This window comes from Methanobrevibacter sp., from assembly GCF_051877095.1.
Taxonomy (GTDB): Archaea; Methanobacteriota; Methanobacteria; order Methanobacteriales; family Methanobacteriaceae; genus Methanocatella.
In genome coordinates, this window is the sequence record NZ_JBJEIO010000004.1 from 1 (window position 1) to 26,217 (window position 26,217).

General features: G+C 29.7%; 31 protein-coding genes and 2 tRNA genes. 19 read left to right on the plus strand and 14 right to left on the minus strand.

Annotation, left to right across the window (positions count from 1 at the left end; translation table 11 throughout):
• Positions 1 to 329 precede the first annotated feature (329 nt).
• The 4 genes from mer to ACI389_RS01955 all read left to right on the plus strand — a co-directional run bounded on the left by mer (position 330) and on the right by ACI389_RS01955 (position 4,322).
• A complete protein-coding gene (mer, locus tag ACI389_RS01940; RefSeq protein ID WP_439779868.1) occupies positions 330 to 1,289 on the plus strand; it encodes a 5,10-methylenetetrahydromethanopterin reductase in 960 nt (319 codons plus the stop codon).
• Positions 1,290 to 1,426: 137 nt separating this feature from the next.
• Entirely contained in the window at positions 1,427 to 2,509 is a 1,083-nt protein-coding gene (locus ACI389_RS01945; protein ID WP_439780050.1) for an archaeosine biosynthesis radical SAM protein RaSEA, read from the plus strand.
• 37 nt (positions 2,510 to 2,546) lie between these two features.
• Complete coding sequence (locus ACI389_RS01950; protein WP_439779869.1) at positions 2,547 to 3,029, plus strand: DUF308 domain-containing protein; 483 nt, start codon at positions 2,547 to 2,549, stop codon at positions 3,027 to 3,029.
• 24 nt (positions 3,030 to 3,053) lie between these two features.
• Positions 3,054 to 4,322, plus strand: a complete 1,269-nt coding sequence (locus ACI389_RS01955; protein WP_439779870.1) for an adenylyltransferase/cytidyltransferase family protein — start codon at positions 3,054 to 3,056, stop codon at positions 4,320 to 4,322.
• Here ACI389_RS01955 and ACI389_RS01960 read toward each other — a convergent pair.
• From ACI389_RS01960 to ACI389_RS01985, 6 genes are read right to left on the minus strand one after another with little or no spacing between them, the layout of a single operon-like run.
• A complete protein-coding gene (locus ACI389_RS01960) occupies positions 4,312 to 5,046 on the minus strand; it encodes an NAD(P)-binding domain-containing protein (RefSeq protein ID WP_439779871.1) in 735 nt (244 codons plus the stop codon). The two genes, ACI389_RS01955 and ACI389_RS01960, sit on opposite strands and share 11 nt — an antisense overlap.
• Positions 5,047 to 5,057: 11 nt before the next feature.
• The gene (locus ACI389_RS01965; protein WP_439779872.1) at positions 5,058 to 5,918 is read right to left on the minus strand and encodes a damage-control phosphatase ARMT1 family protein; all 861 of its coding nucleotides are present in this window, start codon (positions 5,916 to 5,918) and stop codon (positions 5,058 to 5,060) included.
• Between the two features lie 2 nt (positions 5,919 to 5,920).
• Positions 5,921 to 6,124 (minus strand): MoaD/ThiS family protein, encoded by a 204-nt coding sequence (locus tag ACI389_RS01970; protein WP_439779873.1) that lies wholly within the window; start codon positions 6,122 to 6,124, stop codon positions 5,921 to 5,923.
• Positions 6,125 to 6,128: 4 nt separating this feature from the next.
• A complete protein-coding gene (locus tag ACI389_RS01975) occupies positions 6,129 to 7,046 on the minus strand; it encodes a TIGR00269 family protein (protein ID WP_439779874.1) in 918 nt (305 codons plus the stop codon).
• A gap of 8 nt (positions 7,047 to 7,054) precedes the next feature.
• A complete protein-coding gene (locus tag ACI389_RS01980) occupies positions 7,055 to 8,209 on the minus strand; it encodes a vWA domain-containing protein (protein WP_439779875.1) in 1,155 nt (384 codons plus the stop codon).
• 1 nt (position 8,210) lies between these two features.
• On the minus strand, positions 8,211 to 9,065 hold the full coding sequence (locus ACI389_RS01985; RefSeq protein WP_439779876.1) for an AAA family ATPase: 855 nt from the start codon (positions 9,063 to 9,065) through the stop codon (positions 8,211 to 8,213).
• A 117-nt stretch (positions 9,066 to 9,182) separates the two neighbouring features.
• Here ACI389_RS01985 and ACI389_RS01990 point away from each other — a divergent pair, with 117 nt between their 5' ends.
• Entirely contained in the window at positions 9,183 to 9,608 is a 426-nt protein-coding gene (locus ACI389_RS01990) for a hypothetical protein (protein WP_439779877.1), read from the plus strand.
• 2 nt (positions 9,609 to 9,610) lie between these two features.
• Here the strand turns inward: ACI389_RS01990 and ACI389_RS01995 are convergent, their stop codons facing one another.
• Positions 9,611 to 11,215: a dihydropteroate synthase-like protein gene (locus tag ACI389_RS01995; RefSeq protein ID WP_439779878.1), complete on the minus strand. Its 1,605-nt coding sequence runs from the start codon at positions 11,213 to 11,215 to the stop codon at positions 9,611 to 9,613.
• A gap of 177 nt (positions 11,216 to 11,392) precedes the next feature.
• Between ACI389_RS01995 and ACI389_RS02000 the strand changes: the two genes are divergently transcribed.
• The 7 genes from ACI389_RS02000 to ACI389_RS02030 are packed head-to-tail and all read left to right on the plus strand — an operon-like array spanning position 11,393 to position 15,848.
• Positions 11,393 to 11,914, plus strand: a complete 522-nt coding sequence (locus tag ACI389_RS02000) for a pyruvate ferredoxin oxidoreductase subunit gamma (RefSeq protein ID WP_439779879.1) — start codon at positions 11,393 to 11,395, stop codon at positions 11,912 to 11,914.
• Positions 11,915 to 11,928: 14 nt separating this feature from the next.
• A complete protein-coding gene (gene porD / locus ACI389_RS02005) occupies positions 11,929 to 12,171 on the plus strand; it encodes a pyruvate synthase subunit PorD (protein WP_439779880.1) in 243 nt (80 codons plus the stop codon).
• Positions 12,172 to 12,184: 13 nt separating this feature from the next.
• Entirely contained in the window at positions 12,185 to 13,330 is a 1,146-nt protein-coding gene (porA, locus tag ACI389_RS02010) for a pyruvate synthase subunit PorA (RefSeq protein WP_439779881.1), read from the plus strand.
• A 2-nt stretch (positions 13,331 to 13,332) separates the two neighbouring features.
• Positions 13,333 to 14,199, plus strand: a complete 867-nt coding sequence (gene porB / locus ACI389_RS02015) for a pyruvate synthase subunit PorB (RefSeq protein ID WP_439779882.1) — start codon at positions 13,333 to 13,335, stop codon at positions 14,197 to 14,199.
• A gap of 11 nt (positions 14,200 to 14,210) precedes the next feature.
• Positions 14,211 to 14,711: a 4Fe-4S dicluster domain-containing protein gene (locus ACI389_RS02020; protein WP_439779883.1), complete on the plus strand. Its 501-nt coding sequence runs from the start codon at positions 14,211 to 14,213 to the stop codon at positions 14,709 to 14,711.
• 8 nt (positions 14,712 to 14,719) lie between these two features.
• Complete coding sequence (locus tag ACI389_RS02025; RefSeq protein WP_439779884.1) at positions 14,720 to 14,956, plus strand: 4Fe-4S binding protein; 237 nt, start codon at positions 14,720 to 14,722, stop codon at positions 14,954 to 14,956.
• Between the two features lie 49 nt (positions 14,957 to 15,005).
• Positions 15,006 to 15,848: a fumarate hydratase gene (locus ACI389_RS02030; RefSeq protein WP_439779885.1), complete on the plus strand. Its 843-nt coding sequence runs from the start codon at positions 15,006 to 15,008 to the stop codon at positions 15,846 to 15,848.
• A gap of 31 nt (positions 15,849 to 15,879) precedes the next feature.
• On the opposite strand, the gene ACI389_RS02035 is transcribed toward ACI389_RS02030, so the two are convergent.
• The 4 genes from ACI389_RS02035 to ACI389_RS02050 all read right to left on the minus strand — a co-directional run bounded on the left by ACI389_RS02035 (position 15,880) and on the right by ACI389_RS02050 (position 17,990).
• Positions 15,880 to 16,764, minus strand: a complete 885-nt coding sequence (locus ACI389_RS02035) for a PhoU domain-containing protein (protein WP_439779886.1) — start codon at positions 16,762 to 16,764, stop codon at positions 15,880 to 15,882.
• 7 nt (positions 16,765 to 16,771) lie between these two features.
• Complete coding sequence (locus ACI389_RS02040; protein ID WP_439779887.1) at positions 16,772 to 17,659, minus strand: hypothetical protein; 888 nt, start codon at positions 17,657 to 17,659, stop codon at positions 16,772 to 16,774.
• A 136-nt stretch (positions 17,660 to 17,795) separates the two neighbouring features.
• A tRNA-Thr gene (locus ACI389_RS02045) sits at positions 17,796 to 17,868 on the minus strand.
• A gap of 39 nt (positions 17,869 to 17,907) precedes the next feature.
• A tRNA-Leu gene (locus ACI389_RS02050) sits at positions 17,908 to 17,990 on the minus strand.
• A 177-nt stretch (positions 17,991 to 18,167) separates the two neighbouring features.
• Here ACI389_RS02050 and ACI389_RS02055 point away from each other — a divergent pair.
• The 7 genes from ACI389_RS02055 to ACI389_RS02085 all read left to right on the plus strand — a co-directional run bounded on the left by ACI389_RS02055 (position 18,168) and on the right by ACI389_RS02085 (position 23,401).
• Positions 18,168 to 18,335, plus strand: a complete 168-nt coding sequence (locus ACI389_RS02055; RefSeq protein WP_439779888.1) for a 4Fe-4S binding protein — start codon at positions 18,168 to 18,170, stop codon at positions 18,333 to 18,335.
• 9 nt (positions 18,336 to 18,344) lie between these two features.
• Positions 18,345 to 19,118, plus strand: a complete 774-nt coding sequence (locus ACI389_RS02060; protein WP_439779889.1) for a TrmB family transcriptional regulator sugar-binding domain-containing protein — start codon at positions 18,345 to 18,347, stop codon at positions 19,116 to 19,118.
• A 12-nt stretch (positions 19,119 to 19,130) separates the two neighbouring features.
• Positions 19,131 to 20,411: an oligosaccharide repeat unit polymerase family protein gene (locus tag ACI389_RS02065; protein ID WP_439779890.1), complete on the plus strand. Its 1,281-nt coding sequence runs from the start codon at positions 19,131 to 19,133 to the stop codon at positions 20,409 to 20,411.
• Between the two features lie 254 nt (positions 20,412 to 20,665).
• Positions 20,666 to 21,304 (plus strand): cobalt transporter CbiM, encoded by a 639-nt coding sequence (cbiM, locus tag ACI389_RS02070; protein ID WP_439779891.1) that lies wholly within the window; start codon positions 20,666 to 20,668, stop codon positions 21,302 to 21,304.
• Between the two features lies 1 nt (position 21,305).
• On the plus strand, positions 21,306 to 21,608 hold the full coding sequence (locus ACI389_RS02075; RefSeq protein WP_439779892.1) for a PDGLE domain-containing protein: 303 nt from the start codon (positions 21,306 to 21,308) through the stop codon (positions 21,606 to 21,608).
• A 111-nt stretch (positions 21,609 to 21,719) separates the two neighbouring features.
• Complete coding sequence (gene cbiQ, locus ACI389_RS02080; protein WP_439779893.1) at positions 21,720 to 22,550, plus strand: cobalt ECF transporter T component CbiQ; 831 nt, start codon at positions 21,720 to 21,722, stop codon at positions 22,548 to 22,550.
• 8 nt (positions 22,551 to 22,558) lie between these two features.
• Entirely contained in the window at positions 22,559 to 23,401 is an 843-nt protein-coding gene (locus ACI389_RS02085) for an ATP-binding cassette domain-containing protein (RefSeq protein WP_439779894.1), read from the plus strand.
• Here the strand turns inward: ACI389_RS02085 and ACI389_RS02090 are convergent.
• The 3 genes from ACI389_RS02090 to feoB form a co-directional block, all read right to left on the minus strand.
• Entirely contained in the window at positions 23,394 to 23,600 is a 207-nt protein-coding gene (locus ACI389_RS02090; protein ID WP_439779895.1) for a hypothetical protein, read from the minus strand. The genes ACI389_RS02085 and ACI389_RS02090 overlap by 8 nt on opposite strands.
• A gap of 49 nt (positions 23,601 to 23,649) precedes the next feature.
• Positions 23,650 to 23,877, minus strand: a complete 228-nt coding sequence (locus tag ACI389_RS02095; protein ID WP_439779896.1) for a FeoA family protein — start codon at positions 23,875 to 23,877, stop codon at positions 23,650 to 23,652.
• Positions 23,878 to 24,161: 284 nt separating this feature from the next.
• Positions 24,162 to 26,180, minus strand: a complete 2,019-nt coding sequence (gene feoB, locus ACI389_RS02100) for a ferrous iron transport protein B (protein WP_439779897.1) — start codon at positions 26,178 to 26,180, stop codon at positions 24,162 to 24,164.
• Between the last annotated feature and the right edge of the window lie 37 nt (positions 26,181 to 26,217).

Sequence of the window (26,217 nt, forward strand, 5' to 3'; positions counted from 1 at the left end):
CAAACAAAAATAAACAAAAAACATTGCAAAACTAAATTAAAAATAAAAATAAAAAATATTATTAGAAATAATAAAAAATTACTTAAAAATAAATTGGTATAGCATATAATACCCAATTAAATTAATAGTAAAATTTCTAATGTTTCATGAATAACCTAACCAACAATAAAATAAATATATGTATTACAAAAAATAAAATAATTAATATATACTATTTTTATATAGTTAACAACAATGACAAAACATGATTAATATATAAAACTTTCTATCTAATTCAAATAAAAATTACTTTATATATTACTAACCAAAATTAGTACTGGTGATAAAATATGAAATTCGGTATAGAATTTGTACCAGACAAACCTTTAGATGAAATTGTAAAATTAGTAAAATTAGCAGAAGACGTAGGTTTTGAATACGCATGGATCACTGATCACTACAACAACAAAAACGTATACGAAACTTTAGCATTACTCGCAGCTAACACTGAAACTATTAAAATGGGACCTGGTGTAACCAACCCATACGTAAGAAGCCCTGCAATCGCAGCTTCCGCAATCGCAACCATTGACGAAATCTCAGAAGGAAGAGCAACTTTCGGTATTGGTCCTGGTGACAAAGCAACTTTCGATGCTTTAGGAATTGAATGGACTAAACCTGTATCCACTATTAAATCAGCTATTGCTGACATTAATACTTTATTAGCAGGAGAAAAAACTGAAGGCGGAGCAAAATTAGGTGGAGTAAAAGCAGTCCAAGAACACATCCCTATTTATATGGGAGCACAAGGACCTAAAATGTTAGAAACCGCTGGAGAAATCGCAGACGGTGTATTAATTAACGCTTCCAACCCTAAAGATTATGAAGCAGCTATGCCAATGATTAAAAAAGGACTTGACGCAGCTGGCGAAAAAGAATTCGATGTAGGTGCATACACTGCAACTTCTATTGGAGCTGACTCTGATGCAGCTAAAAACGCAGCTAAAATCGTAGTTGCATTCATTGCAGCTGGATCCCCAGCACCAGTTATCGAAAGACACGGATTACCTGAAGGATACAACGAAAAAATGGGTGCATTCTTAGCTAAAGGTGACTTCGGTGGAGCTATTGGTGCAGTAACCGATGAAGCACTTGATGCATTCTCCGTATGTGGTACTCCTGATGAATTCATTCCAAAAATTGAAGGATTATCTGAAATGGGCGTAACCCAATATGTAGCAGGTTCCCCTGTTGGTAAAAACGTAGAAGAATCCATCAAATTATTAGGAGAAGTAATTGCAAGTTTCTAAACTTGATTACTTTTTCTTTTTTTATTTTTTTAACTTCAATATACACAACTTATTAATAAAACTATTTTTCTAACAATAATTTTTAATTACAAAAAAGTCATAATAATATTACATTAATATTAATTGCAGGTATTATGATGGAAATTGAAAATTTAACAAAAAATATAAGAACAAGAGCTTTTGAGAGAAAAGATCCAAAAACTCCAGAACAAGTTGGAGCAAGCTGGTATAATGATGATTTAACTTATAATGGCATTTCAAAAACATTATTTATAATCTTACCAACACCAGGATGTTCTTGGGCGCTTGGTGATAGTGGTGGATGTACAATGTGCAGCTATGTATCCGATTGTACTTTAGAACCAATTGACACCAAAACCATCCTTAGGATATTCAATGATCATTTATCAAGACATCCAATAGCTGAAGAAGATAAAATTTCAGTAAAATTATTTGCATCAGGAAGTTTCCTAAATCCATATGAACTTCCAAAAGATGCTCGTGATGAAATTTTAAAAACATTAGTCAATCTAAGTAACGTTACAGAGATTATTGTTGAATCAAGACCAGAATATGTAAAAGAAGAATATTTAGATGAAATATTTGAAATCATTGGAGATACTTTATTCGAAGTAAGTATGGGTCTTGAAACATCAAATGATTATACTAGACTTAAAAAAATCAATAAAGGTTTTACCCGTGATGATTTTGAAAATGCAACAAAATTGATTCAAAATTTAAGAAAAACAAAAGGATATAATCTAAAAGCAAAAGCATATATTTTTGTAAAACCTATCCTAATATCTGAAAAACAAGCTATATCTGAGGCAATAGAAACCGCAAGATATTGTAATTCCATTAATGTTGATAGACTTTCATTCTGCCCTGCAACAATACATAGCGGAACCGTAATTGAAAGATTATGGAGAAAAGGAGCTTATCAACCACCGTGGATTTGGTCATGTATTGAAATCATAAATACCGTACGTGATGAATTAGATATACCTGCACTTTTAGACACATCAGGATTTGGATCAAGACGTGGACCATATAACTGTAAAAAATGTAATAAAGATTTAAAACATATGATAATAGCTAACAATTTAACTCAAAGCAAAATTGAATATGAATGTGAATGCAAAAATGAGTGGTTAGCTGAAATCAATAATTCAGATATGAATAGCTCAACTATTGAGATTAAACATATCCCATTATATTAAATATATTAAAAATATTAATTAATATTAGGAGGAAATTATGAAAACTAAATTTGTTAGTTTACTATCCATACTTTTCGGATTAATAATCATTATATTTCCAATAATGGGAATTATTGGAATCAGTTCCTTAATTAGTTTATCCGTACTATTAATGTCTATTTATTTACTTGTCGTTGGAATAACAATAATAGACTACAATAGTAGCGGCGCGATACTTGATTTAATTTTGGGAGTTATACTTTTATTATTAAGTATTTGTTTAATATTCCATCCAGCATTGCTTGGATTTTTAGCTCAAATTTCAATGTATTTCGCAGGAATAATGTTAATTATTGTTGCTGTTGTTTCATTAATTAATAACCGTAACACAAGATACGGATTTTATAGTGGAATCATTGGAATTATACTTGGTTTAGCATATATAATTATTGGAACTTATCTTTTAAATCCAGTTATTCTTGGAACTTTAATCGGAATATGGTTAGTGATAAGTGGTATTTTTAAATTAATGGATAGATAATTTATCCTAATTTTTCTTTTTTTGGTGTTAATATTGATTGGAATTAGTGCAGATTTTGACCCTGTTCATAAAGGTCATGAAAAATTAATTAAAGAAGCTAGAAAACTAGCTGATAAAGAAGATAAGAAATTAGTTGTTTATTTAAATAAAGGATTTAGTGCAAACCATGCTCCTTTTTTTGTTAATTTCGAAGCACGCAGAGACATGGCATTAGCTTTAGGGGTTGATGAAGTTAAATCTTTTGAAGGATTACATCATAGATTGGTTTTATCTTACAGTGTACCAATTAGGCTTAAACAAATGATTGACGATGGAGTAACTGATTATATTACTTCCGCAAGCATTACCCTTAATGAAATTAAATCAAAAGCAAAAAAATTTATTGATGAAGGAAACTTTGTTGGAATGCCAAAAAGTTACACTAATAGAAACGAAATCCGTTGGTATGCTATAAATCATTTTCTTGGATCCAAACTTAAATATCATGTAGTAAAGGAATTCAACAAAAATAAGTATTCCGGCAGATTGATTAGACAATCCATAATTAATAATGAAATAATAATAACAGAAGATGTTAAAAAATTACTTCCAAAAACAACTGTTGAAATTCTTCAGCGTGAAATCGATGCAGGTAGAGTCCCTGGAGATAGAAACTGGAATGACATTTACAAAAAGATGAACACTTATTCCAGAGGAAACCTTGAGAAAATAGCTTATCTTAATGGAAACACCATAAATGAGATTATAAAAAGACGAGTCTATAGAGATCCCGAATCCATTTGGGCAGTTTTTAGAAGATCAAATTACGGTCCTGTAATGACCAGATTGGCAATCAGTTCAATTGAAATGGGAGTTACAAAAAAAGAAGTAATGGATTTGATGAAAAGCTATGAAGCACAAGGGGTTATTCCTGACAATCAAAAGGTACAAAGGGTTATTGACAGAGCATGGTATGTTGCAAGCAGCAATTTGGATGCACGTGAAGCTAATGATAAATTCAGAAGTGAAAAAATTGATGTTAATGCTCCATTAAGTTTAGAAGCTGGATTAAATTTAACTAAATTTGAAACAAAAATCACAGAAGAAGGGTTGAAAACAGATTTATACATTGATAAAAACGGTAAAATTTCTGTTCAGTTTAAAAGTGAAGGTAAAAAAATCAAAACAAACTTAAGATTACCTGCAAAAGAAGTTACTTATCTAAGATACATTATGGACTCTCATTTTATCCCTGTTAATGGGGAAATAAAAAAAGCTAAAAAAGGATTTAAAGTTAATGTGGTTATTGGCTAAGCTTTTCTAATGCTGCTTTAACCATAATTAATTTATTTTTATTGAAACACTTCAGTATTTCATCAAGCTCTTCTGATTTTCTTTTTGAACTATCTAAAGTATTATTTATTCTTGAGATAGATTTTTCCTTAAAATCATCCCCCTCAGTCAAGGCCAAAATATCAAAAAATTCTTCCTCTAAATCATATTCCCTTGCAATTTCTGTTGATTCAATTAAAAGAGCAGACAACGTTTTTGTATAAGTACTTCTAAGTAATTTTAAAATAGATACATCACCAATATTATCACTAATCTTTTTAGTCTGTATAAACTCATTTAAAAATAATAATTCTTTTGATTTTTCACCAGAAAGATATAAAATTGGATTATCAGAATCTATTTTCCCAATTATGGCACCATCAACAAGATTTTCAACATATTTATTTATTTTAAATGTAGTTTCAGGAGAAATATTATTTAAATCTAAGTAAATTCCTTTTGTGAACTTTCCATAATCTTTTGCAACTTGAAGTGCATTTTTTGGAGAATTTGCAGAAATTAAAATATCACAATCAATAGCTACTTCTTTAAATGTATCTAAAACTTCAATTTTAGATTCCTTAATAGATTCTATAGTTTTAAGAGATCTATTTTCTATAGAAGTTACAAATTTAATGTCCTCTGATTTAATCAAATTTACAAGATTTTTTGAAACTTTTCCAAATCCAATTAAACCAATAACCATAATATTCTCCATTATTTTTTAAAAAGAAGCATATCATGTAAATTTGCACCAATATGCCTTGCAATAGTATTACATTTTACACACAGCAAAAAGTAAATATCCTTAGTAGATAAGTCTAGTTCAGTTAATCCTTCATAATTACCCATACCTTTTGAAATTATGAACTCATGACTATCAAAAATTTCTCTAAATTCATCTGAAATTTCACTATCAACATAACCAACAGTTCCAGCACCTATTTCAACAATATCCCCAAATTCATCAAGCCCTACATCTAATGCTTCAACCATTGTAGCATCATTTAAAATAGGCTCGGATTTTACTGCAATTGTAATATCTAAATCATATTCCTTAATTTTATTTAAAAGTAATTTATCAAATACAATCTCACCAGTATTATCTACTAAATATAAAACGTTATCATGTTTTTTCAAAGAATTTTCAAATTCTTCAATATCTTTGACAGCTAAATCCTTTTTAAGTGAACTTTTAATTATACTTTCAATATCATCATCTAAAGTGAATGCACCAAAGTCCAAAATATTACCTATAATAGCTATTTTAACATAGTTTTCTAAGCTATCATCTTCTGTTAGTATCTTTTTAACATCTGGTAAATATTTAAGAGCAATTTCATTACCTTCAACTTTTTCATTATAATAAGGATCTCTGCAATCAGTTTTTTGTTTAATAATATTATGCATTGCAGAACCTGTACCATTTGAGTTTGCGCCTGCTTTGAAATTATTACTTAAAAAATTAAAAATTTCACCCATAACTTCCATTTTAAGATTTTCATCATCAGTTGATAAATCTAAAGCTTCACGAGCTTGTCTTAAAAAACAAGGCCCACATTCATAACTAACATTCAAAATTAACCACCATATATTATTTGAACTATTTGAATTTCATCATCATTTTCTATTACAGTATCTTCAATTACAAGTTCTCCATTTTGCTTTGATACCACATTTTGAGCAGATAGTTCTAATTCATTAAGTAAATCTTTAATTGTATAATTATCATTTGGTAATTCTCTTTTTTCATTTATTGATTTGTATTTCAATGTAAATTGCATTTTATCACAATCCTAATTCTTCTAAAAATGAACAAGCTTTACATAATTTATTTGCTGCAGGTTCACCACATTTAATACATCTTCCATGATTAAATTCCTTTTGTAATTCCTTTTTTAATACATTTTTGATTTTATCATATCCTCTAAGTGTGGAATACTTAATGGTAGGGTGTTTTTCAGCTAATTGATTAATAACCTCTGAAACTTCACCTCTGAATGATTGCATTGCATAAGGACAACTATCAAAATGGACTTCTAGTTCTTTTGCAACAACATATAATCCAATTTCACGTTCAGGTATTTCACGTAACGGTTTAATTTTAACTGTGAACTCTTCTGCTTTAGATTCTGTTTTTGCACCTAATTTAGTTAAATTATCAGTGTTGCCTTCAAGATAATTCATTAAAATTCCTTGAACTTCATCATCCAGATTATGTCCAGTAGCTATTTTTGTTGCACCCATTTCACGAGCTGCTTTATTAATAATAGTTCTTCTAAATACGCCACAATATGTGCAAGACCCCTTGTGGTTTTCCATCTGCATTATTTCATCTAAAGTAATACCATATTCATCTTTTAATGAAACTATTTTGTGTTCAATACCTAATCTTTCAGCATGCCTAATAGCTATATCAACACCATCTTGTCTATAATTATCAATTCCCTCATCAACAGTAACAGCACAAAGATCAATAATGTGCATTTGACGAAATGTATTTAATATTTCAAGTGTTGTCACACTATCTTTTCCACCTGAAAGGGCTACCAAAACCTTATCTCCTTTATCCAATAGTTTTTCTTTTCTAACTGTTTTAATAGCTTTTTTCTCTATTGATTCTATAAAACAATCCTTGCATAATAATTGGCCAGATTGTTCTTTTTTAATAATAACTTTAGGATTACCACATTTACTACATTGCATATTACTACCTACATTTGTTCTACGAATTGTGCGAGTTGATTTAAAGTATTAACCTCAAATACTTGTGCTCCTGCATCCCTATACAATGAAACACAACTATCCACAACGTCCCATTTATTTCTATCTTCCGGATTTAAAATTATAAGTTTTTTAGAGTCTCTTACCATTTCTTCAACAAGTTCTACACTGGCAGGAATACCATTAACCTTTGGTCCTGCCCAATCACGACAATCTGATAAAATGATAACATAAGATTTATTATTAATATTAGCTTGTTCTTGAAAACTTTTAAATGAAGAATACATATTAGAAGTACCATGAATCATCATGTTTTTAATGCGTAAATCTTTGACTTTTACGAATGAATCTATAAGATACTCTTCTTTAAGAGCATCTGTAGTTTCAATTACCTTATTATCAAATTCAAAAGTTCTTGACCTTTTAAATGCTGTTTGTGCTGAAAACATTAACATGAAAAACCAACTACTAATCCACTCACATGATCCACTAATATCATTTAAAAACAAATGTTCATTCTTATGAGGTCTTGGCTTTGCTTTTACAAGTTCGACCGGAACCCCACCATATTTCAAGTTAGCCCTTATAGTTTTTCTAATATCAATCTTATTACAATTTGTTTTAACTTTTCTTCTTGAACGTCTATTAGCAATTCTTTTACCTAATCTCTGACAAATTTCAAGCATACGGGGATCAAAACGATTTAATTTTGTTAAATCTTTATTCATCAATTCACCATCACGTTCAAGTTTTCTAGCCTCTTCAAGTAATGGTTGGCCAGAAAGTATTTTCAACTGTTCATTTGAAATCTTTTCTTGCCGGACTTTACTAGCCATATTCCCTTGCTTTTTAATTATGTATTTATTTGATTTAGGTCCAGCACCATCATATGCCTTACTTTTTTGAGGTTGTTCTGGCATTTCAGCCTTTTCGTTAATAGCAAATACTTCATCAAATATCTTATTAAATTTAGGAATATCATATTTATCCTTAACATAAACTGCCATTAATGCAGTTTTAAGTAAGTTTCTATCATCTTCACCCAAATGCTCGTAAATTTGCACTGCTGATTGAGTACTTCTAATACTCACTGGCAAATCTTTTTTTCTTAACTGATCCGATAAAGTCGCTATTTTAGTTATCATTTTATCTTTTATTAAAAATATCTTTTAAAACTCTTTTCTTATCGCTTTCAGTTTTAATAGCTACACCAACACTATCTTTTAATGACTGGTCTAAATTTTTAGTTCCTAAATTCATAACTGATTGAACCCAATCAACAGTTCCTCTAACAGATGGTTTTTTCATTAGATTAAGGTTACGTATATCATGAATTAACTTAACAACATGTGATACTATTTCATCATCTGCATCAGGTAATTTTGACTTTACAATTTCAACTTCATGCTCAACACTAGGATACGGAATATATAAAAACAAACATCTATCTTTTGTCTCATCAAGTAATGATCTTTGAGAATTTGATGTTAAAATAACAATTAAATTATTTTTCAACTGGAAAGTACCTAAATCATTTATTGTGATTTCTTGTTCACCTAATGCCTGAAGTAAAAAGCTTTCTACTTCTTCATCAGCTTTATCAATTTCATCTATTAATAATACTGAATCATTATCATTTAAAAATGCATTAAGCAAAGGTCTTCTTATGAAAAATTCTTCATCAAATATTTTATCTTGAGAATTTATCTCATTTCTAACAGCTTCTAAATGAAGTAACTGTTTTTGATAATTCCACTCACCAACAATTTGCTCAAAAGTAATTCCTTCATAACATTGTATCCTGAAAAAGTCTCTATTGAATGTTTTTGCAACTACCTTTGCTAATTCTGTTTTTCCAACACCTGGAGGACCTTCAATAAGCATTGGTTTTCCTAGTAAAAAGGATAAATATAATGTAGTTGAAATTTCATTATTTGAAACATAATTTGAATCTAAAAGACTTTTATCAATATCTTCAATAGTAATATTTCCAACTTGCAATTTTTAAACCTTCATAATAACTTTATTATAAGTTAAAATTTAATCTAAATTTATTTAAAGTTTGTGTACTAATATAAATAGTAATAATTTCAATATGTAAAATATAGGAGGTATACTATGAAAGCTGATAATGCTATCATAATTGTATTAGTAATATTAATTGTAATTTGTGGAGCAGTTGCTTTTGTTATTTCCGGCAATGGATTTTCATTTAATAACACAACTAACACTACAAATACAACAACAAATACAACAAATACAACTAATATCACGGCTAATGATACATTTAATGATTCTAGTGTAGACCGCGATACTGGAATTGTAGCTTCAAGCTCTGATGATAGTGCTAGCTACAGTAGTAACAAATATAGCAGTGATTCAAATAGTAGATATAGTTCATCATCAAGTTCCGGTTATTCTAGTAGTAGTCCTAGTTCTGGTTATTCTAGTGATTCTGCTGATTATTCTGATAGTGGTTCTAGTTCAGAATCAGGTTCCGCAGGACAAGACGAAGGTGATGGACCATCTGTAGACTTTGATTAAAACTATTTTTTAAATTCATCAGGATTTTTGAATAATTCAAAATCCTGAACATATTCTTTTCCAGTGATCATTGCAATTTCTGCTTTTTGTAATTCAGAACCTAAATATGCGGCGTGTTCCATTCTTGTAACTAATTCTTTTCTTATTATCTCTTCATAAATTTCGCGAGCAGAATGTCCTACAATTACAATGTCCGGTTTATTTTTATTAAAATGAGTAGCAGTAATAACACTATTTCTAACTGTAGTACCATAATCAACATTAATTTTAAAGCTACCTGCTTTATCCCTTATGAATTTCATAGGTTTTTCTTGTGTGATTTCTGGAATACCATCTCTTTCATTTAGTATAATATCATTTCTTTTATGTTTATCTTTAAATGCAACTAGATTAATCCCTAAATCTTTTGGAATTGATTTTCTGTGTTTTGCAAGAAACATCATTTTAGATGCAGTAGCTAATTCATAAACACTACCTCTTGTTTTTCCACTTTCTTCAGGCGTAAATAAAATACTTACACCTAATTCCATACCCATTCCTGCAAGTAAAACATTAACTCCTCCTGAATCAACATCCATTAATTCTGTAACATTACCCACACCAAAAAACATTGGCGCAGGATTTGTTTTATGGAATTCATTGCAAGCGATTATGGATTCAACAATACTAGAACTATTCACCGGATCTAAAATTAAATCAACAACATATTTTAAACCCTCAGTATCTTTAATTAATTGATGCATTGCTTCCACTCTTTCAGTTGGAGATTTTGGAGATTTTCCCTGTGAGAAATTTGTTGGAAGTAAAACTGCAGGAATTCCTTTTTCTTTTAAAATTTCTTTAATTTCAGAGTTGTTACCTAAATCTAAACTTAAAACAAAATCAATACCATGTTCAGCAGCAACTTTTATCTCCTTAGCATTTAATGTATCAATACTTAATGGTCTATCACCAACAATAGGTCGTAATGTGTCAATTAATTCAGGAATTTTATCTGAAAAATCTTCACCAGCAGCCATTCCTATATCAATCATATCTGCTCCTGAATCAATGAAATATTGACATTTATTAACCAATGCCTCTTTTGATAAAAATGGTGCATTAGCTATTTCAGCCAATACTCTCATTGGAAAATCTTCACCAACTGGAAGATTCCTAATTAGAATGTTGTTTGGTTTTTTAAGAAGTTTTTCAATATTTTTTTTATCATTTTCAAATTCTTCAATGAATTTAAAAGCTTCTTTCCTCTTTTCTTCTTCAATTAACTTGTCTGCAGGTTTATCTTCAGATAATTCAATAGTTTTAACTAAATTTAAAACCATTGCAAGGTCTGCCCCATCAGTAGATCCTTTAAATGTAGGTATTCCAAGTTCTTTTGTAATTTCTTTTGTTCCTTTTTTAATTAAACCTGGGACTAGAATCATATCAATTTCATCCAGTTGATTTGAAAAACAAGATTTTATTTCTTTAATTATTTGATTAGGAGTTAAAAATGCTGCTACTTGAGTATTATTAACAACATGTACGACAATTTCTTCTTTTGAATCTGAAACAACTTCTTTTATTAATGGATATGCCAGCTCACCAGTGATAATCAAAACTTTCATAATAACATTCCAACAAGATTTTTCTTAATATAATATATTAATTATACATTATTATTAAATCCTTTTAAAATAACTTAAATTTTTCAGTATCATCATTCTAATAAAAATTAACATAAAACTTTATATATTTTAGAATTTATAATGATTATACATGATAAATATATGGAGGAAAAATTAATGATTGAAATTCGTTTTCATGGAAGAGGAGGACAAGGAGCTGTAACTGCTGCTGAAATATTAGCTAAAGCAGCATTCAAAGACGGCAAATATTCTCAAGCTTTTCCATTCTTTGGAGTTGAACGTAGAGGAGCTCCAGTTATGGCTTTCACAAGAATTGATACTGAACCAATAGCTTTAAGATACCAAATCTACAATCCAGACCATGTATTAGTTTTAGATGATGGATTATTAAATGTAGTAGATGTTTTCTCAGGAATTAAAGACACTACAGAAGTTATAATCAACACTGAAACTTTTGAGGGTGATGGAAAACATGTTGTAAATAGCATTGATGCAACTGGAGTTGCATTAGATATGTTAGGACGCAATATAGTAAATACCATTATTTTAGGATATTTTGCTAAAAAAACCCAAATTGTAAGTATTGAATCACTACTTGAAGTGATTAAAGAAACTTTCCCTGGAAAAGTCGGAGAATTAAATGTAGAAGCTACTAAAAAAGCTTATGATATGGGATAAAAAGGGTGGATACAATGGTAAATGTAGGTTGCGTAATTAAAACACCAGGTAACAGTAGAAATAACAAAACTGGAAGTTGGAGAACATTTAAACCAATTTTAGACAAAGAAAAATGTATTGAATGTGATAACTGTATTATTTTTTGCCCAGATTCCAGTGTAAACAAACAACATGATATAGATTATGATTACTGCAAAGGATGTGGAATTTGTGCATACGAATGTCCTTCCGATGCAATAGAAATGGTAAAAGAATAAAGAGAGTGATTTAATGATAAAAGAAGTAATGACCGCAAATAAAGCAGTTGCAGAAGCTGTAAGATTAGCTAAACCACAAGTTATTCCCGTTTATCCAATTACTCCACAAACTACAATTTCAGAATATTTAGCACAATATGTTGCAGATGAAAAAATTAATGCTAAATATGTTAAAGTAGAATCAGAACACAGTGCAATAAGTGCTGCGGTTGGAGCAAGTGGTGCTGGAGTAAGAGTATTTACCGCGACATCTTCCCAAGGATTAATGTTAATGCATGAAATTTTATTTGCAGCAGCAGGTATGAGAGTACCTATCGTCTTAGCAGATGCAAACAGAGCAATTTCTGCACCATTAAATATTTGGAATGATCAACAAGACTCAATCGCACAAAGAGATGCTGGATGGTTACAAATTTATGTTGAAGATGCCCAAGAAGCATTAGACACTACCTTAATGGCATATAAAATTTCAGAAAACTCTAACGTATTACTTCCATCAATGGTATGTCTAGATGGATTTATTTTAACACACACAGTAGAACCTGTTGAAATTCCAGATCAAGAAAGCGTGGATAAATTTTTACCTCCATATGTTCCAGAACATTCCTATATTGATCCAAATGATCCAATGTCTATTGGTAACTTTGCTGACCCTGAATATTATACTGAAGCAAGACATGACATGGAAGTCGCAATGACCAATTCACTTGGTGTAATTAAGAAAACTTGTGAAGAATTTGCAGAAATCTTTGGAAGAGAATATGGTCTCGTTGATCCATACAAAACAGAAGATGCAGACATTATTCTTGTTGCAATGGGCTCAATTTGCAGTACACTTAGAGTAATGGTAGACCAACTAAGAGAAAAAGGTGAAAAAGTAGGTTTACTTAAAATTAGAGCATATAGGCCGTTCCCTGTTGAAGAAATCAGAGAAGTAGTGAAAAATTGTGAAAAAATAGCAGTTATTGATAAAAACTTCACTTTCGGAATTGGTGGAGCACTTTATGCAGACATGAAAGTTAAAGTTGATAAAGAAATCTATGGATTTATCGCAGGTTTAGGTGGAAGAGACATCACACCAGATTCAATCATGGAAGTTTATGAAAAAACAAAAAATCCAGTACAAGAAATTACATGGATTGGACTTAAGGAGGAATAGATATGGATATACCTGATAAAGATTTATTAGCACCAGGACACAGAGGTTGTGCTGGTTGTGGAGCATCAATCGCTGTAAAATTAGCTCTTAACGCATTAGGAAAAAATACTGTAGCTATTTCTGCTACCGGTTGTCTTGAAGTAATGACTACTCCATACCCTGAAACTTCATGGGAAGTTCCATTTATCCACGTTGCATTTGAAAACTCCGGAGCAGTAGCATCTGGTGTAGAAAGTGCATTAAGAATTCAAGGAAAAGATGATGTCAATGTAGTTGCTTTCGGTGGTGACGGGGGAACTGTAGATATTGGTTTACAATCATTATCCGGAGCTATGGAAAGAGGACATGATATGATTTACATTTGTTATGATAATGAAGCATACATGAATACTGGTATTCAAAGAAGTGGAGCTACTCCATTCGGTGCAAGTACCACTACCTCACCAAAAGGAAGTGCAAGTTTCGGAGAAGATAAACCTAAGAAAAATATGCCGATGATTATGGCTGCTCATGGAATTCCATATGTAGCAACTGCATCTATCGCATATCCTGAAGACTATGTTAAAAAGGTCAAAAAAGCAGCTGAAACTAAAGGACCTGCTTACATACATTTACAACAACCATGTACTACTGGTTGGGGATTCCCATCTGAAAAAACCATAGAAATGGGAAGATTAGCAGTAGAAACTGGATCTTGGGTATTATATGAAATTGAAAATGGTAACTTTGAAATTACATATAGACCTGAAGAGATAAAACCAGTTAAAGATTATTTATCAGTGCAAAAAAGATTTAAACACTTAGATGATGAACACATCGAAAAAATCCAAAAATATGTTGATGCACATTGTAAAGAATTAGGATTATAGGAGGACTATCAATGGAAAATATTCTTGTAAATAGTGATTTATGTGACGGATGTATGAATTGTGAAAACATGTGTGCATCAGTCCATAACGCTAGTAGGATAAAAATTGTTGAACAGGATTCTTCCTTTTATTCCATTGTATGTCAACATTGTGAAAGTGCACCATGTATAAAAATCTGTCCAACAGAAGCAATCACTGACTACGGCGTTGATACTGAAAAATGTATTGGCTGTGGATTATGTGTAATGGTTTGTCCATTTGGTGCTATGACTTTCCAATCTAAAGTTGCTGAGAAATGTGACCTCTGTGCTGATAGAGAAGAAGGACCTGCTTGTATTAAAGCATGTACTAAAAGAGCTATCACTATCGCAGATCCTGAAAAAGTCAGAGCTAAAAATCAAGAAAAATATTTAGCTAAACTAGCTGGAATCTACGAGCCAGATAGTAAAAAAGGTGGATTTGTCCATGTTATAACAAGTCAAGCAAGAGCAAGACTTGTTTTGGATGAATAAACAAAATTATGTATTCGCAAATATGTACAAATTGTACAAGCTGTGGAAGTTGTCAACAAACACCAAATGTTGACACACCTATTTTATTTTGTATGCACTGCCAACCATCGGATGCACCATGTTTAAAAGTTTGTAAGGAAAATGCAATAGAAGTATTAGGTGGAGCCATAACAATTAATGGTAAAAAATGCACTAAATGCCAAGATTGTATTGAAGTTTGTCCTATTAATGTAATTAAAATTTAAATATTTTAAAATCAAAAATAAAATTAATTAAATTTTATAGGGTTTTATTTTGATTACAAAAGATACTATTAAAGATACTGTTTATGAACTTTACAAACAAGCAGCAATCGTTTTAAGTGATGATGTAAGAAAATCACTTGAAGATGCTCTTAAAATTGAAGAACATAACCTTGCAAGATTAAATATTGAAGCTATTTTAAAAAATATTAAACTTGCTGAAGAAAAACAAATTCCAATGTGTCAAGATACAGGTTTACCAGTAGTTTTTGTTAAATTAGGAAATGTTAAAGTTGAAAATCTACGTGAAGGGATTGAAGAAGGGATAAAAAAAGCAACTAAAGAAATCCCCATCAGACCAAACATTGTTGACCCACTAACAAGAGAAAATACAAATGTAAATGTTGGAGATTACATTCCCCCAATAGATATTGAACTAATTGATGATGATTATCTTGAAATAACTATATTACCAAAAGGATTCGGTTCAGAAAACAATAATGATTTAAAAATGGCACTTCCAGCTGAAGGAATTGAAGGAATAAAAGAATTTGTAATAGAATCTGTTCTTAAAGCTAAAGGAAAACCATGCCCCCCAACAGTTGTAGGTGTTGGAATTGGTGGAACTTCAGATTTATGTTTAAAACTTGGTAAAAAAGCATTACTTGGTGAAATTGGTAAAAGAAATCCTGATCCTCAAATAGCCAAACTAGAAGAAGAAATTTTAACTGAAATTAATAATTCTGGAATTGGACCAATGGGTCTCGGTGGAAAAACAACATGTTTAGATGTGAAAATCTTAAAAGCACATACACATACAGCAGGCCTACCAATTGGTGTTTGTATCCAATGTTGGGCAGACAGGCACGCAACAACAAAAATTTATGATAATTAGATTATTATCTAATCTAATTACTTTTTTAATATTATCTAAAAGTTCTCGGAGTAGTTGAACGAGGAATATTTTCATGAAATTCAATTGAAACATCCATCATTTCTACAGAAATATCACCCATTCTTTCAAATGCTTTAATAACTCTAAATAAATAAATAAAATAGTTGGAACGCTCTTTTTCATCAAATGAATTTTCAGCCATTTGTTCTGCTATTAAATTAATAGCTTTTGTTTGAAGGATATGAATTGATTCTTCTAATTTCATTAAATCATCTTTAAGTTCTGTTTTACCTTCAATAAAAGAAGTAATAGCTAAACGAATCATTTTTTGAGCTATTTTATACATCTTTTTTAATTTCTTCAAAACATTCTCATCAATTTCATAAATATCATTAATAACAAATTTAGCAATATGTGCAGAATAATCACCAATACGTTCTAAATCATAAGCAATTTCATTATAAAGCATTGATTTTGATATTTCAGAATGTTTATTCATATTAACAATTGTTTCAACAGAAGTTCTTATCTTCTCAACCATATTATTTGTGGCATAATCCATCTCTAAAGCTTTATTTGCTTTTTCTTCATCATATTCTAAAACAGCTTCAAATGAAACTTCAATTTGTGAATGAACATGCCTAACCATATTTGCAATCATATCATTAACAATCACATTACCTTTTGTCTCAGTGGGCCCTATATAATCACTTAAAGACTCAGCAACTTTTTCATAGCTTTTTAAATCAATCATATATGCTCTTTTTACGGTTCCTTCTTTAACAAGAGGTTGTAATAATTGAGTAACATATCTACGAGTTATCCCAAGCTTTACAGCAATTTCATCTTGAGTTGAAGGATTCTCATATAAAATAATATCCAAAATATCCTTCAAAGTTTTGTTTTTTTTACTCATTATATCACTATTTATAATCATCTAATAAATCATTAGATTGATATTGGATATTACCAGATGATTTATTAATACCTGCTTCTTGATTTGATGATTCATTCTCATCAGATTCTTGCTTAACAATATTTTTAAATTTTACTTCATGATTAACATAATCATCATATTTAGGATTATGATAATTTCGTCTTAATTTATCTCTTTCAGCATAATCAAAATCATCATGTTTTTTAGAATGATGTATTTTACGAACATTATTAGTTGAAAAATTCTCTTCATTGATTTTATGATTAATCACATTGAATTTATTTTCCTGGCTTTTTGCTGATTTAAGTATATTAATTATTACACAAACTATTAATGCAAATGCCATAATAGCTATTGGCAAATCAAAATACCTGAATACTGCATCATATATATTTGTAACCATATTTCCTAAATCTACAAACCCACGTGCTAAAAATATTAAACCAACAAAAGCAATAACTAATCCATTGGATTTTTTAACAATACCTCTTTTTAGTACAAATGGATATACACTCATAACTAGTAATGCGAAACCTAAAATACGATATAAATTATAATTAGCAATTTTTTGAATTGATAAAAATATATTTAAAAAAGTATAAGGTAAAATACCAACTTCAGATAATAAAGCTGCAATTAAAATAAATTGAATTAAACCTATTACTATAAGAGGAAATACATATGCAATTTCCCATTCAAAATTAGGATTAATTGTTTTTTTTCCAATTGGATTTCCTAATACTTCTGTAAGCATATTATAAAGAACAGAAGAAATAACTGAACCGATAATTGTACCTGCAACACCCATAACTGAAGTTAAAATAGCTACAAATGCTGAAATACAACCAACTAATACAAGTTTTTTATAGTTCATAATTCACCTTATAAAATTTAATATAAAAATAAAATTAATATAATTAATAATATTTAATACTATTTCTTTTTACAAATTTAAACTTTAAGGAAAGTAAAAATAATAAATTTTAAAATAAAAAATATGAAAAATCAGAAGCCTTAGGGGGGATTCGAACCCCCGACTTCCACCTTACCAAGGTGGCGCTCTACCGGCTGAGCCACTAAGGCATAATCAGGAATAAATAAAATTCAAAAATCATAAAATAGTGCAAGGGAAGGGATTCGAACCCTCGAAGGCCTATACCAGAGGATCTTAAGTCCTCCCCCTTTGGCCGCTCGGGCACCCTTGCATACAACAATAATAATATTTATTTTCATAGTATATAAATGTTATTATTTTTTTAAGATAATACTACAAAAATAATAAAATTATAAATTAATATTGATTAACAAACTATTTAAATATTACATATTAAAAATAATTAATATAAAATATATTTTAAAAATAAAATTAAATGGTGAAATAATTGAAAATTGATATAGAAGAATGCGGAGTTTGCGAAGATTGTATTGATGTGTGCATAGAAGAGGCAATTAAAAGAAAAGCCTACACTATAATTATTGATCCTGAAAAATGTGATGATTGCGGAGAATGTGTTGATGTTTGCCCAGTTGGAGCTATTTACAAAGAATAGGCATTGAACATGAAACTAAAATTTACTTTAATTGATTACGTAATAATCGTTTTAGTCATAGGTGCAATCGCATTTGCATTTATACATATAACAACAGATGACTCATCAGAGATACAAAAAACAGCATTTGATTCATCTACAATAAATAAAATTCCAGATACTTATTCTAACTATTATAAAGATGGATATATTGTAAAAGCTACTGTCGATGGATTTAATGCAAGCACTGGTGAAAGAACAACAATAAATGGTACTGTAAATTGGATTGGAAATGATGGTGGAACAGAAGTTAGAATATTAATTGAATCCAACAACACATCATACCTTGTTGGTCTTTATAAAAGCATTCCAGAAGCAGATATTTACATAGATAAAATTTCACTTGAAACAGATTATAGTACATATCCTAATTTAGTGGAGATTAAAGCAAATCCTGAAAATATCTCAACAATTAATGATTTAAATAAAAATTTATCAAGTAATGATTTTGAAATATCAACAACTATTTCTCTTGATTCTATTGATCCAGTGAAAATCCAAGAGATAATAAACAAAATCAATTCACATGATAAAAAAGTCTCTATTAAAACACCTAACTCAGGATTAGAAAATAATTTAATATTAGAAAAAGCTGATAAACAGACACTTGATGATGCTAATTCCATTTTAGGTAATATTCATGGAATTACAAGTGAAATTACTATTAGAATATACAACTGTAATGAAAGTCAATTAGACTACATTAAAAAGAACTACGATGTTACAAATATAAGAAATTTTTAAGTTGTGTAAATAATGAGTATTATCTATTCTAAATTAACTTCAATAATAAATAAAATTAGTGATGGACTCCATAACTCTTTTTTATTTACCCAAATATTCTCCATTTTAGGATTCATTGAAAATCAATGGGTTAATAGTTATTTTAAAAAATTATATCCTAATGAAGAATTTTTAAATTTTTTAAATAAAAGTAACATCTTAAAAAATCATTTATTCCATCCATTAATAGTACTTTTATTATTCTCTTTCTTTTTAATTTTATCAATGAATCCTCCATCTAAGAGTTTAGTCATTACTCTACTCATCGGATTTATAACCTTTTTCATAGGATCAACAATATTACCAAAATATTTTTTAAACAATAATATTAAGCTTATAGAATTTGATAAAAAAGACATATATTCCATTGGTTTTTGTTTAATATTAATTAGTATTGTATTTTTCATAATATGCATTGCCTCTATTGGAGGAATTCCTCTCCTAAAACCATCAATAAGATATTTATTAAAACCTATATTTACAATGCCAGTGTTTTTAATAATACCTGGAACCTGCCTAGTAGCGGGCACTTATTTAAAAGATTTCCAGATGAAAAACATTACCCGTTCACAAGTACGATTTAGATTCCTATTTTTACTTGCCATGAACTGTGCATTATTATTACTCCTAGGTTATAGGACACCACTACTTGCAGCACTTCTCATCATAATTATAATCGGTTTTTATGGAAATATTGTTTCCCTTTGGGAAGTCATAATTGGAGGATTAATTGGTGTAGGTGCAATAATTGGAATTGGCTATTTTAGATCACTTGGTGAAATGACAATAACCTCATCAATAAATCCATTTTACACATTACAATCCAGAGCAGATTTTACATTACATGTTTTAAACTTGCTTGATTTTGTTGGTGGGAATTTTGGATTAACACATGGTAAATTACTTGCTAGTTCCATTCCTGGAAGTGATTTAGGACCAAGAATGCTTGTTGGAAAAATCATCGCATGGAGAACCGAAGTTACAGTCACACCTACATTAATAGGACAAATGGTAGTTGACTTCGGCAAAATAGGAGTAGCTATTGAAATGTGCATTCTAGGATTCATCTTAGGCATTGGATTTAAAATAATGCAAAAGAGTAAAAATTATTTTTACATTGCTATTTACTCATTAATTTTAACATACTCCATTTTAGGTATAGAAACAGGAATTTTAGACATACAAGTTTTATCATATTTCGCAATAACTATTTTTATATATTTAATTAACATTAAAAAATCAAAAAATAACTAATTTTTTTAACAAATAATAATACAAAATTAACAAATAACACTAATTAGTATTACTTTAATAACCTTTATATATTGTAAATTAGATAATTAAGTTTACATATCAAAGGTAAAAAAGGATTATTAATCATTAAATTAATAAAAAAAGAATTTACCTTGATATTATTAAAAAATAATTAAATATATATTTTTAAAAGTATTACTATTTTAAACTTAAAATCAAAAAAAGTATTACTAAAATTAATGGAGGAATTAAATTTGCATATACCTGATGGATTTATCCCTATCGCACAATGTATTATATACTATGTAATTTTAATCGTTGCATTATACTTCTCTGTGAAATGGGCTAGATCAAACTTAGATGAAAAACGTATCCCACTTCTAGCAGTGCTTGCAGCAGGTATCTTCGCAATCATGTCCATGAATATGCCAATTCCATTCGGTACAAGTGGACACATGGTTGGTGGAGCATTAGTAGCCATTGTATTCTTAGCACCTGAAGCTGCTGTTTTAGTATTCACTGTTGTTTTACTCATCCAAGCATTAATCTTTGGAGATGGAGGAATTACTGCTTTAGGAGCTAATGTCTTAAACATGGGTATTATTGGAGGATTTGTAGGATTATACACCTTTAAAGGATTAAACGAAAAAATAGGAAAATACCCTGCAGCAGGAGTTGCAGCATGGTTAGCTACAGTAATTGCAGCATTAGCAGCAGCTATTGAAATGGGTATTGCAGGAACTTTCCCAATGAATATTGGTATCCCATCAATGCTTTTATATCACCTCTTCATTGGAATAATAGAAGCAGTATTAACAGTAATTGTTCTTGCAGCGTTAGATAAATTCAGACCAGATTTACTCGGTTGGAATAAAATTGGAGGAAGTGAGTAAGATGGATAAAAAAGATAGTTATTTAGTTATCATTGCAGTTGTCATATGTGTCATAATTGCTTGCCTTTCACCATATATTGCATCAGGAGATCCAGATGGTCTTGAAAAATCTGCAGAAGATGCTAATGTTCCTGAAGACTTCCAAATAGAAGAAATTAATGGAATACCAGATGCATTATTCCCAGATTATGCATTCGCAAGTGCTCCTGATAACCAAGCATTACAAATTGTTGCATTAATAATTGGAATAATAATAACACTTGGTATTGGATATGGAGTTGCTTTAATAGTAAGGAGAAATTAATTTTATTTTTCCTCTTTTTTTCTCTTTTAAAATAGAATTGACATAATTTAAAATTTACAAAACACAACGATAATATATTACTAATTTTCAATATTTTAATAGTGAAATAATATGGTAGACATAACACAAATTATAAGATTTGATGAATTATCATCTAAAAGTAGTCCAATACATAATCTAGAAGGACGAATTAAATTACTTTCAACTATTTTCATTATACTAGTTTGTGTTATCTCCAAAGAACTTTTTATACCAATAATATTAGAGATAATACTATTGATTATTTTGAAAGTAGCTAAGTTATCATATATAGATTCTGCTAAAAGATTATTGATGTTACTGCCCTTTGGTGGTGCAGTAATAATATTTCAACCTTTTATTCAACCTGGAAATATAATTTGGAGTTATTCTTGGGTACATATTACTGACTTTGGACTCAATTGGGCTATTCTACTACTTATTCGCATGATTGTCTGCTTAACTGCAATAATTATTTATTCATCAACAACCCCCCTGCAAGAAATGGCAAGTTCTTTTAGAAAATTGAAAATGCCTAGAGATTTAGCAATGATCCTTTCAATTATGGTAAGATTTTTATTTTTATTTGTTGATGAGTTAGGATCAATTAGAAAAAGTCAAAAATCAAGAAATTTCAGCATAAACTCCAAAAGTACACCATACAAATGGAGAGTGAAACAGGTTGGATATACCATAGGAATGATGTTTTTAAAATCATATGAACAAGGAGAACGTGTTCACAAAAGTATGGTAAGTCGTGGCTTTTCAGATGCATCCGAAATGTTTGATGAAAAGAAACATATGGAAAAAAGTGATTATATATTTCTAATTTCAATAATACTAATAGTAGTGGTGCTTGAAATTATTATATTCAAATATAGTGGACAATTAGGTTACTTTGGCCAAAATTTCTCAATTAATTAGGTGACATAATGGAACAAATTCATTTAGAGACAAAAAATTTATCTTTTACTTATCCTGATGGAACTAAAGCCTTAAAAAATGTTAATATACAAATCAAAAAAGGAGAAAAAATTGCAATTATCGGACCAAATGGTGCTGGTAAATCAACTCTCTTTTCACATTTCAATGGTTTAACAGAACCTACATCTGGTCATGTTGAAATTGAGGGTAAAAAGATAACTTTTAATCGTGAAGAACTACTTAAAGTAAGACAAAAAGTAGGAATTGTATTCCAAGATCCCAATGATCAGTTATTTGCACCTACTGTTAAAGAAGATGTTGCCTTTGGACCAATGAACTTAGGTCTTGATTATGATGAAGTTAAAACTAGAATCACCGAATCATTAGAAATGGTTGGGATGAGTGGTTTTGAAGATAAAACTCCTCATCATTTAAGTGGAGGCCAACAAAAAAGAGTGGCTATTGCAGGAATTATTGCAATGAAACCTGAAATCATGATTCTTGATGAACCTACAGCAGGTCTTGACCCTGAAGGTGTTGATAAAGTATTAAATATTTTAAATGACCTTAATTCTGAAGGTATGAGCATTGTAATCTCATCACATGATATTGAAATGGTAAATCAATTTGCAGATAAAATATTTGTATTATATGATGGAGAGATAATCGCTCAAGGAGATAAACACCAAATATTCTCAGATAAAGAATTAATAAAAAAAGCTCACTTAAGACCTCCAGTAACAACAGAAATATTATATAAATTAAAAGAAAACGGACTCGATGTTGATACTGAAAAGATAACCGTTGATGAAACAGTTAAAGAGATTTTAAATACTAAAAAAATTAAATAGAATCAATTTTTGATTCTGTTTTTTTAAATCTATTTTTAAATTTTGTTATAAATTCAAATTCTTGGTCCAATTCAGGTGAATTAGCAAATCCACAATTCGGACAATGAATTTGATTACAATGATGTTTTCCACAATTAGAACATCCACGAGTTTCTAATTCATTTTCATTGAATTCAAAACCACACATTCGACATTTCATAATTTAACACCATTAATAAACTACTTAAACGAATGATAAAAAATTGAAGTTACATGACTTCAATATTTTTAGCTTCTTCTTTACGAAGACAAATATCATATCCTTTTACACTCATTTCAATAGGATCTCCTAAAGTAGCTACTTTTTTAAGAGTAATTTTTGCTCCTTTAACAAATCCCATACCTAATAAATGTCTTCTTAAATCAAGATCTCCAGTATCATGATATTTAACTAAAGTTACTGTTTCACCAGGTTTTGCATCGTTTAATGTTTTCATATTATCACCCAATTATCACCTAAATAATTTTTAGGCATACTAAAATTTCTTAATTCATTATTTTATTTTAACCAGTATATAAATATTTAGCTATAACTAAAAATTTTGATTTTTTACAAAAATACGAAATTAATTATCAACTTTCTTAGGAACTTTGACTCCACGAATTCCACTTTTACTACGCATAATTATCACCTAACTAATTTTATAAGTTCAACTACTAATATTTAGGAATACCTAAAAATTTTAAGAAGATAAAAAAAGATGGTAGAAAACCACCTTAATTATCCAAATCCTGCTAATAAACCAACATTATAAATTAAGAATGAAACAACAAATGCAGTTACTAAAGTAATAGCACACATAATTAAAGCCCATCTATAACTGTTTGTTTCTTGTTTAATTGCACCAATAACTGCAAAACATGGAGTATATAATAATGTGAATGCCATGAATGAAAATGCTGATAAAGGAGTAAAAGTATCATGAACTAATTGAGTAATTCCCTCTTCATCATCTTCCTCCATACCTGCAAGAGTTCCAAATGTTGCAACTACAACTTCCTTAGCAGCTAAACCAGCAATAATTGCTACAGCAGCTTGCCAAGTACCAAATCCTAATGGCGTAAATATTGGAGCAATAGTAGCACCAATCATACCTAAAAGGCTCATTTGAGGATCAGTTCCACCATATGGGAATATGTTTTGTAAAATCCATAACACTATAGAACAAGCAAGAATAATAGTACCTGCTTTTCTTAAGAATCCTTTTACTTTTTCCCAAGTATGTAATAATACACCTTTTAAAGATGGAACTTTATAAGTTGGTAACTCCATAACAAACGGAGTAGATAATCCTTTAAACATAGTTCTTTTAAGAATAGCAGCAACAATAAGTGCTACAACAATTCCTAATAAATAAATTGCAAGTAAAACATTACCCCCATTATCTGCGAAAAATGCTGAAACAAAAATAGCATAAATTGGTAATCTTGCAGTACAAGACATAAATGGAACAAGCATCATAGCAAGCATACGATCCCCTTCATTTTCCATGGTTCTTGTTGCCATAATAGCCGGTACACCACAACCAAATCCTAAAATCATAGGAATAAAAGCTTTACCATGAAGACCAACTATTTTGTGCATGATTTTATCTAAAGTAAATGCTGCTCTTGCAAGATAACCACAATCTTCTAAGATACTCAAGAATAAAAACATTAAAATAATAATCGGTAAGAAAGTAAGAACACCACCTACTCCTCCAATGATACCATCACAAATAAATGAAGACAGTAAACTATCACCAATAAATGTAGCTACCCATTCACCCAACATACCAAATGCTTGATCAATCATATCTTGGAAAGGAGCTCCAACTGTAAATGTTAATTGGAACATTGCCCACATGATAACAATAAATATAAATGGAGCTAAAATTCTATTTGTAACAATTTTATCAATTTTATCAGTCATTGTTTCTTTTTCAACAGCAGGTCTCATAACCGCTTCAGCAAGTAAACCATCAATAAATGCATATCTTGCATTAGCAACAACTTCTTCAGCACCTTCATTATAAATACTGTAAAGATGTCCAGCCACTTTATCAGTTTCAGCCATAATTTGAGAACCAATTGAAGATTCTTGTACTTTCTGAATTACAATAGAATCTTTTTCTAATAATTTAATTGCAGTCCAAATTGGTGGAACATCCAATAATTTATTGTCTTTCTCAATTAATTCTTGAAGATCACCCAAATGTTCTTTTAATTCATCCCCATATGATAATTTAATACTAGTATCTTTTGGTTTTGAAGCAACTTTTTCAATAGTATTTAATAAATCATCAAAACCATCTTTATTTTTTGCATTAATTTCCACAACAGGGAATCCTAATAATTCACTCATTAATTTAATATTAATAATGTGATCTTTTTTCTTTGCAAAATCATTCATGTTAAGTGCCATTACTAAATTAGCACCCAATTCCATCATTTGAACTGTTAAGTATAAGTTACGTTCTAAATTAGCAGCATCAACTACATTAACAATAACATCAGAATCATCATCCACAATAAAATCCCTAGAAACAATTTCTTCCATAGAATGAGCACTTAATGCATAATTACCTGGCAAATCTACAATATCATACTCATATTCACCATGATTAAAATGACCTTCTGCCCTTTCAACAGTTTTACCTGGCCAATTCCCAACATGTTGACGCATACCAGTTAATTGATTGAATACAGTTGTTTTACCAACATTAGGATTTCCTGCTAATCCTACAATTAATTTTTTCATCAATAACCTCCATATTTAATTGATTAACAAATATTCA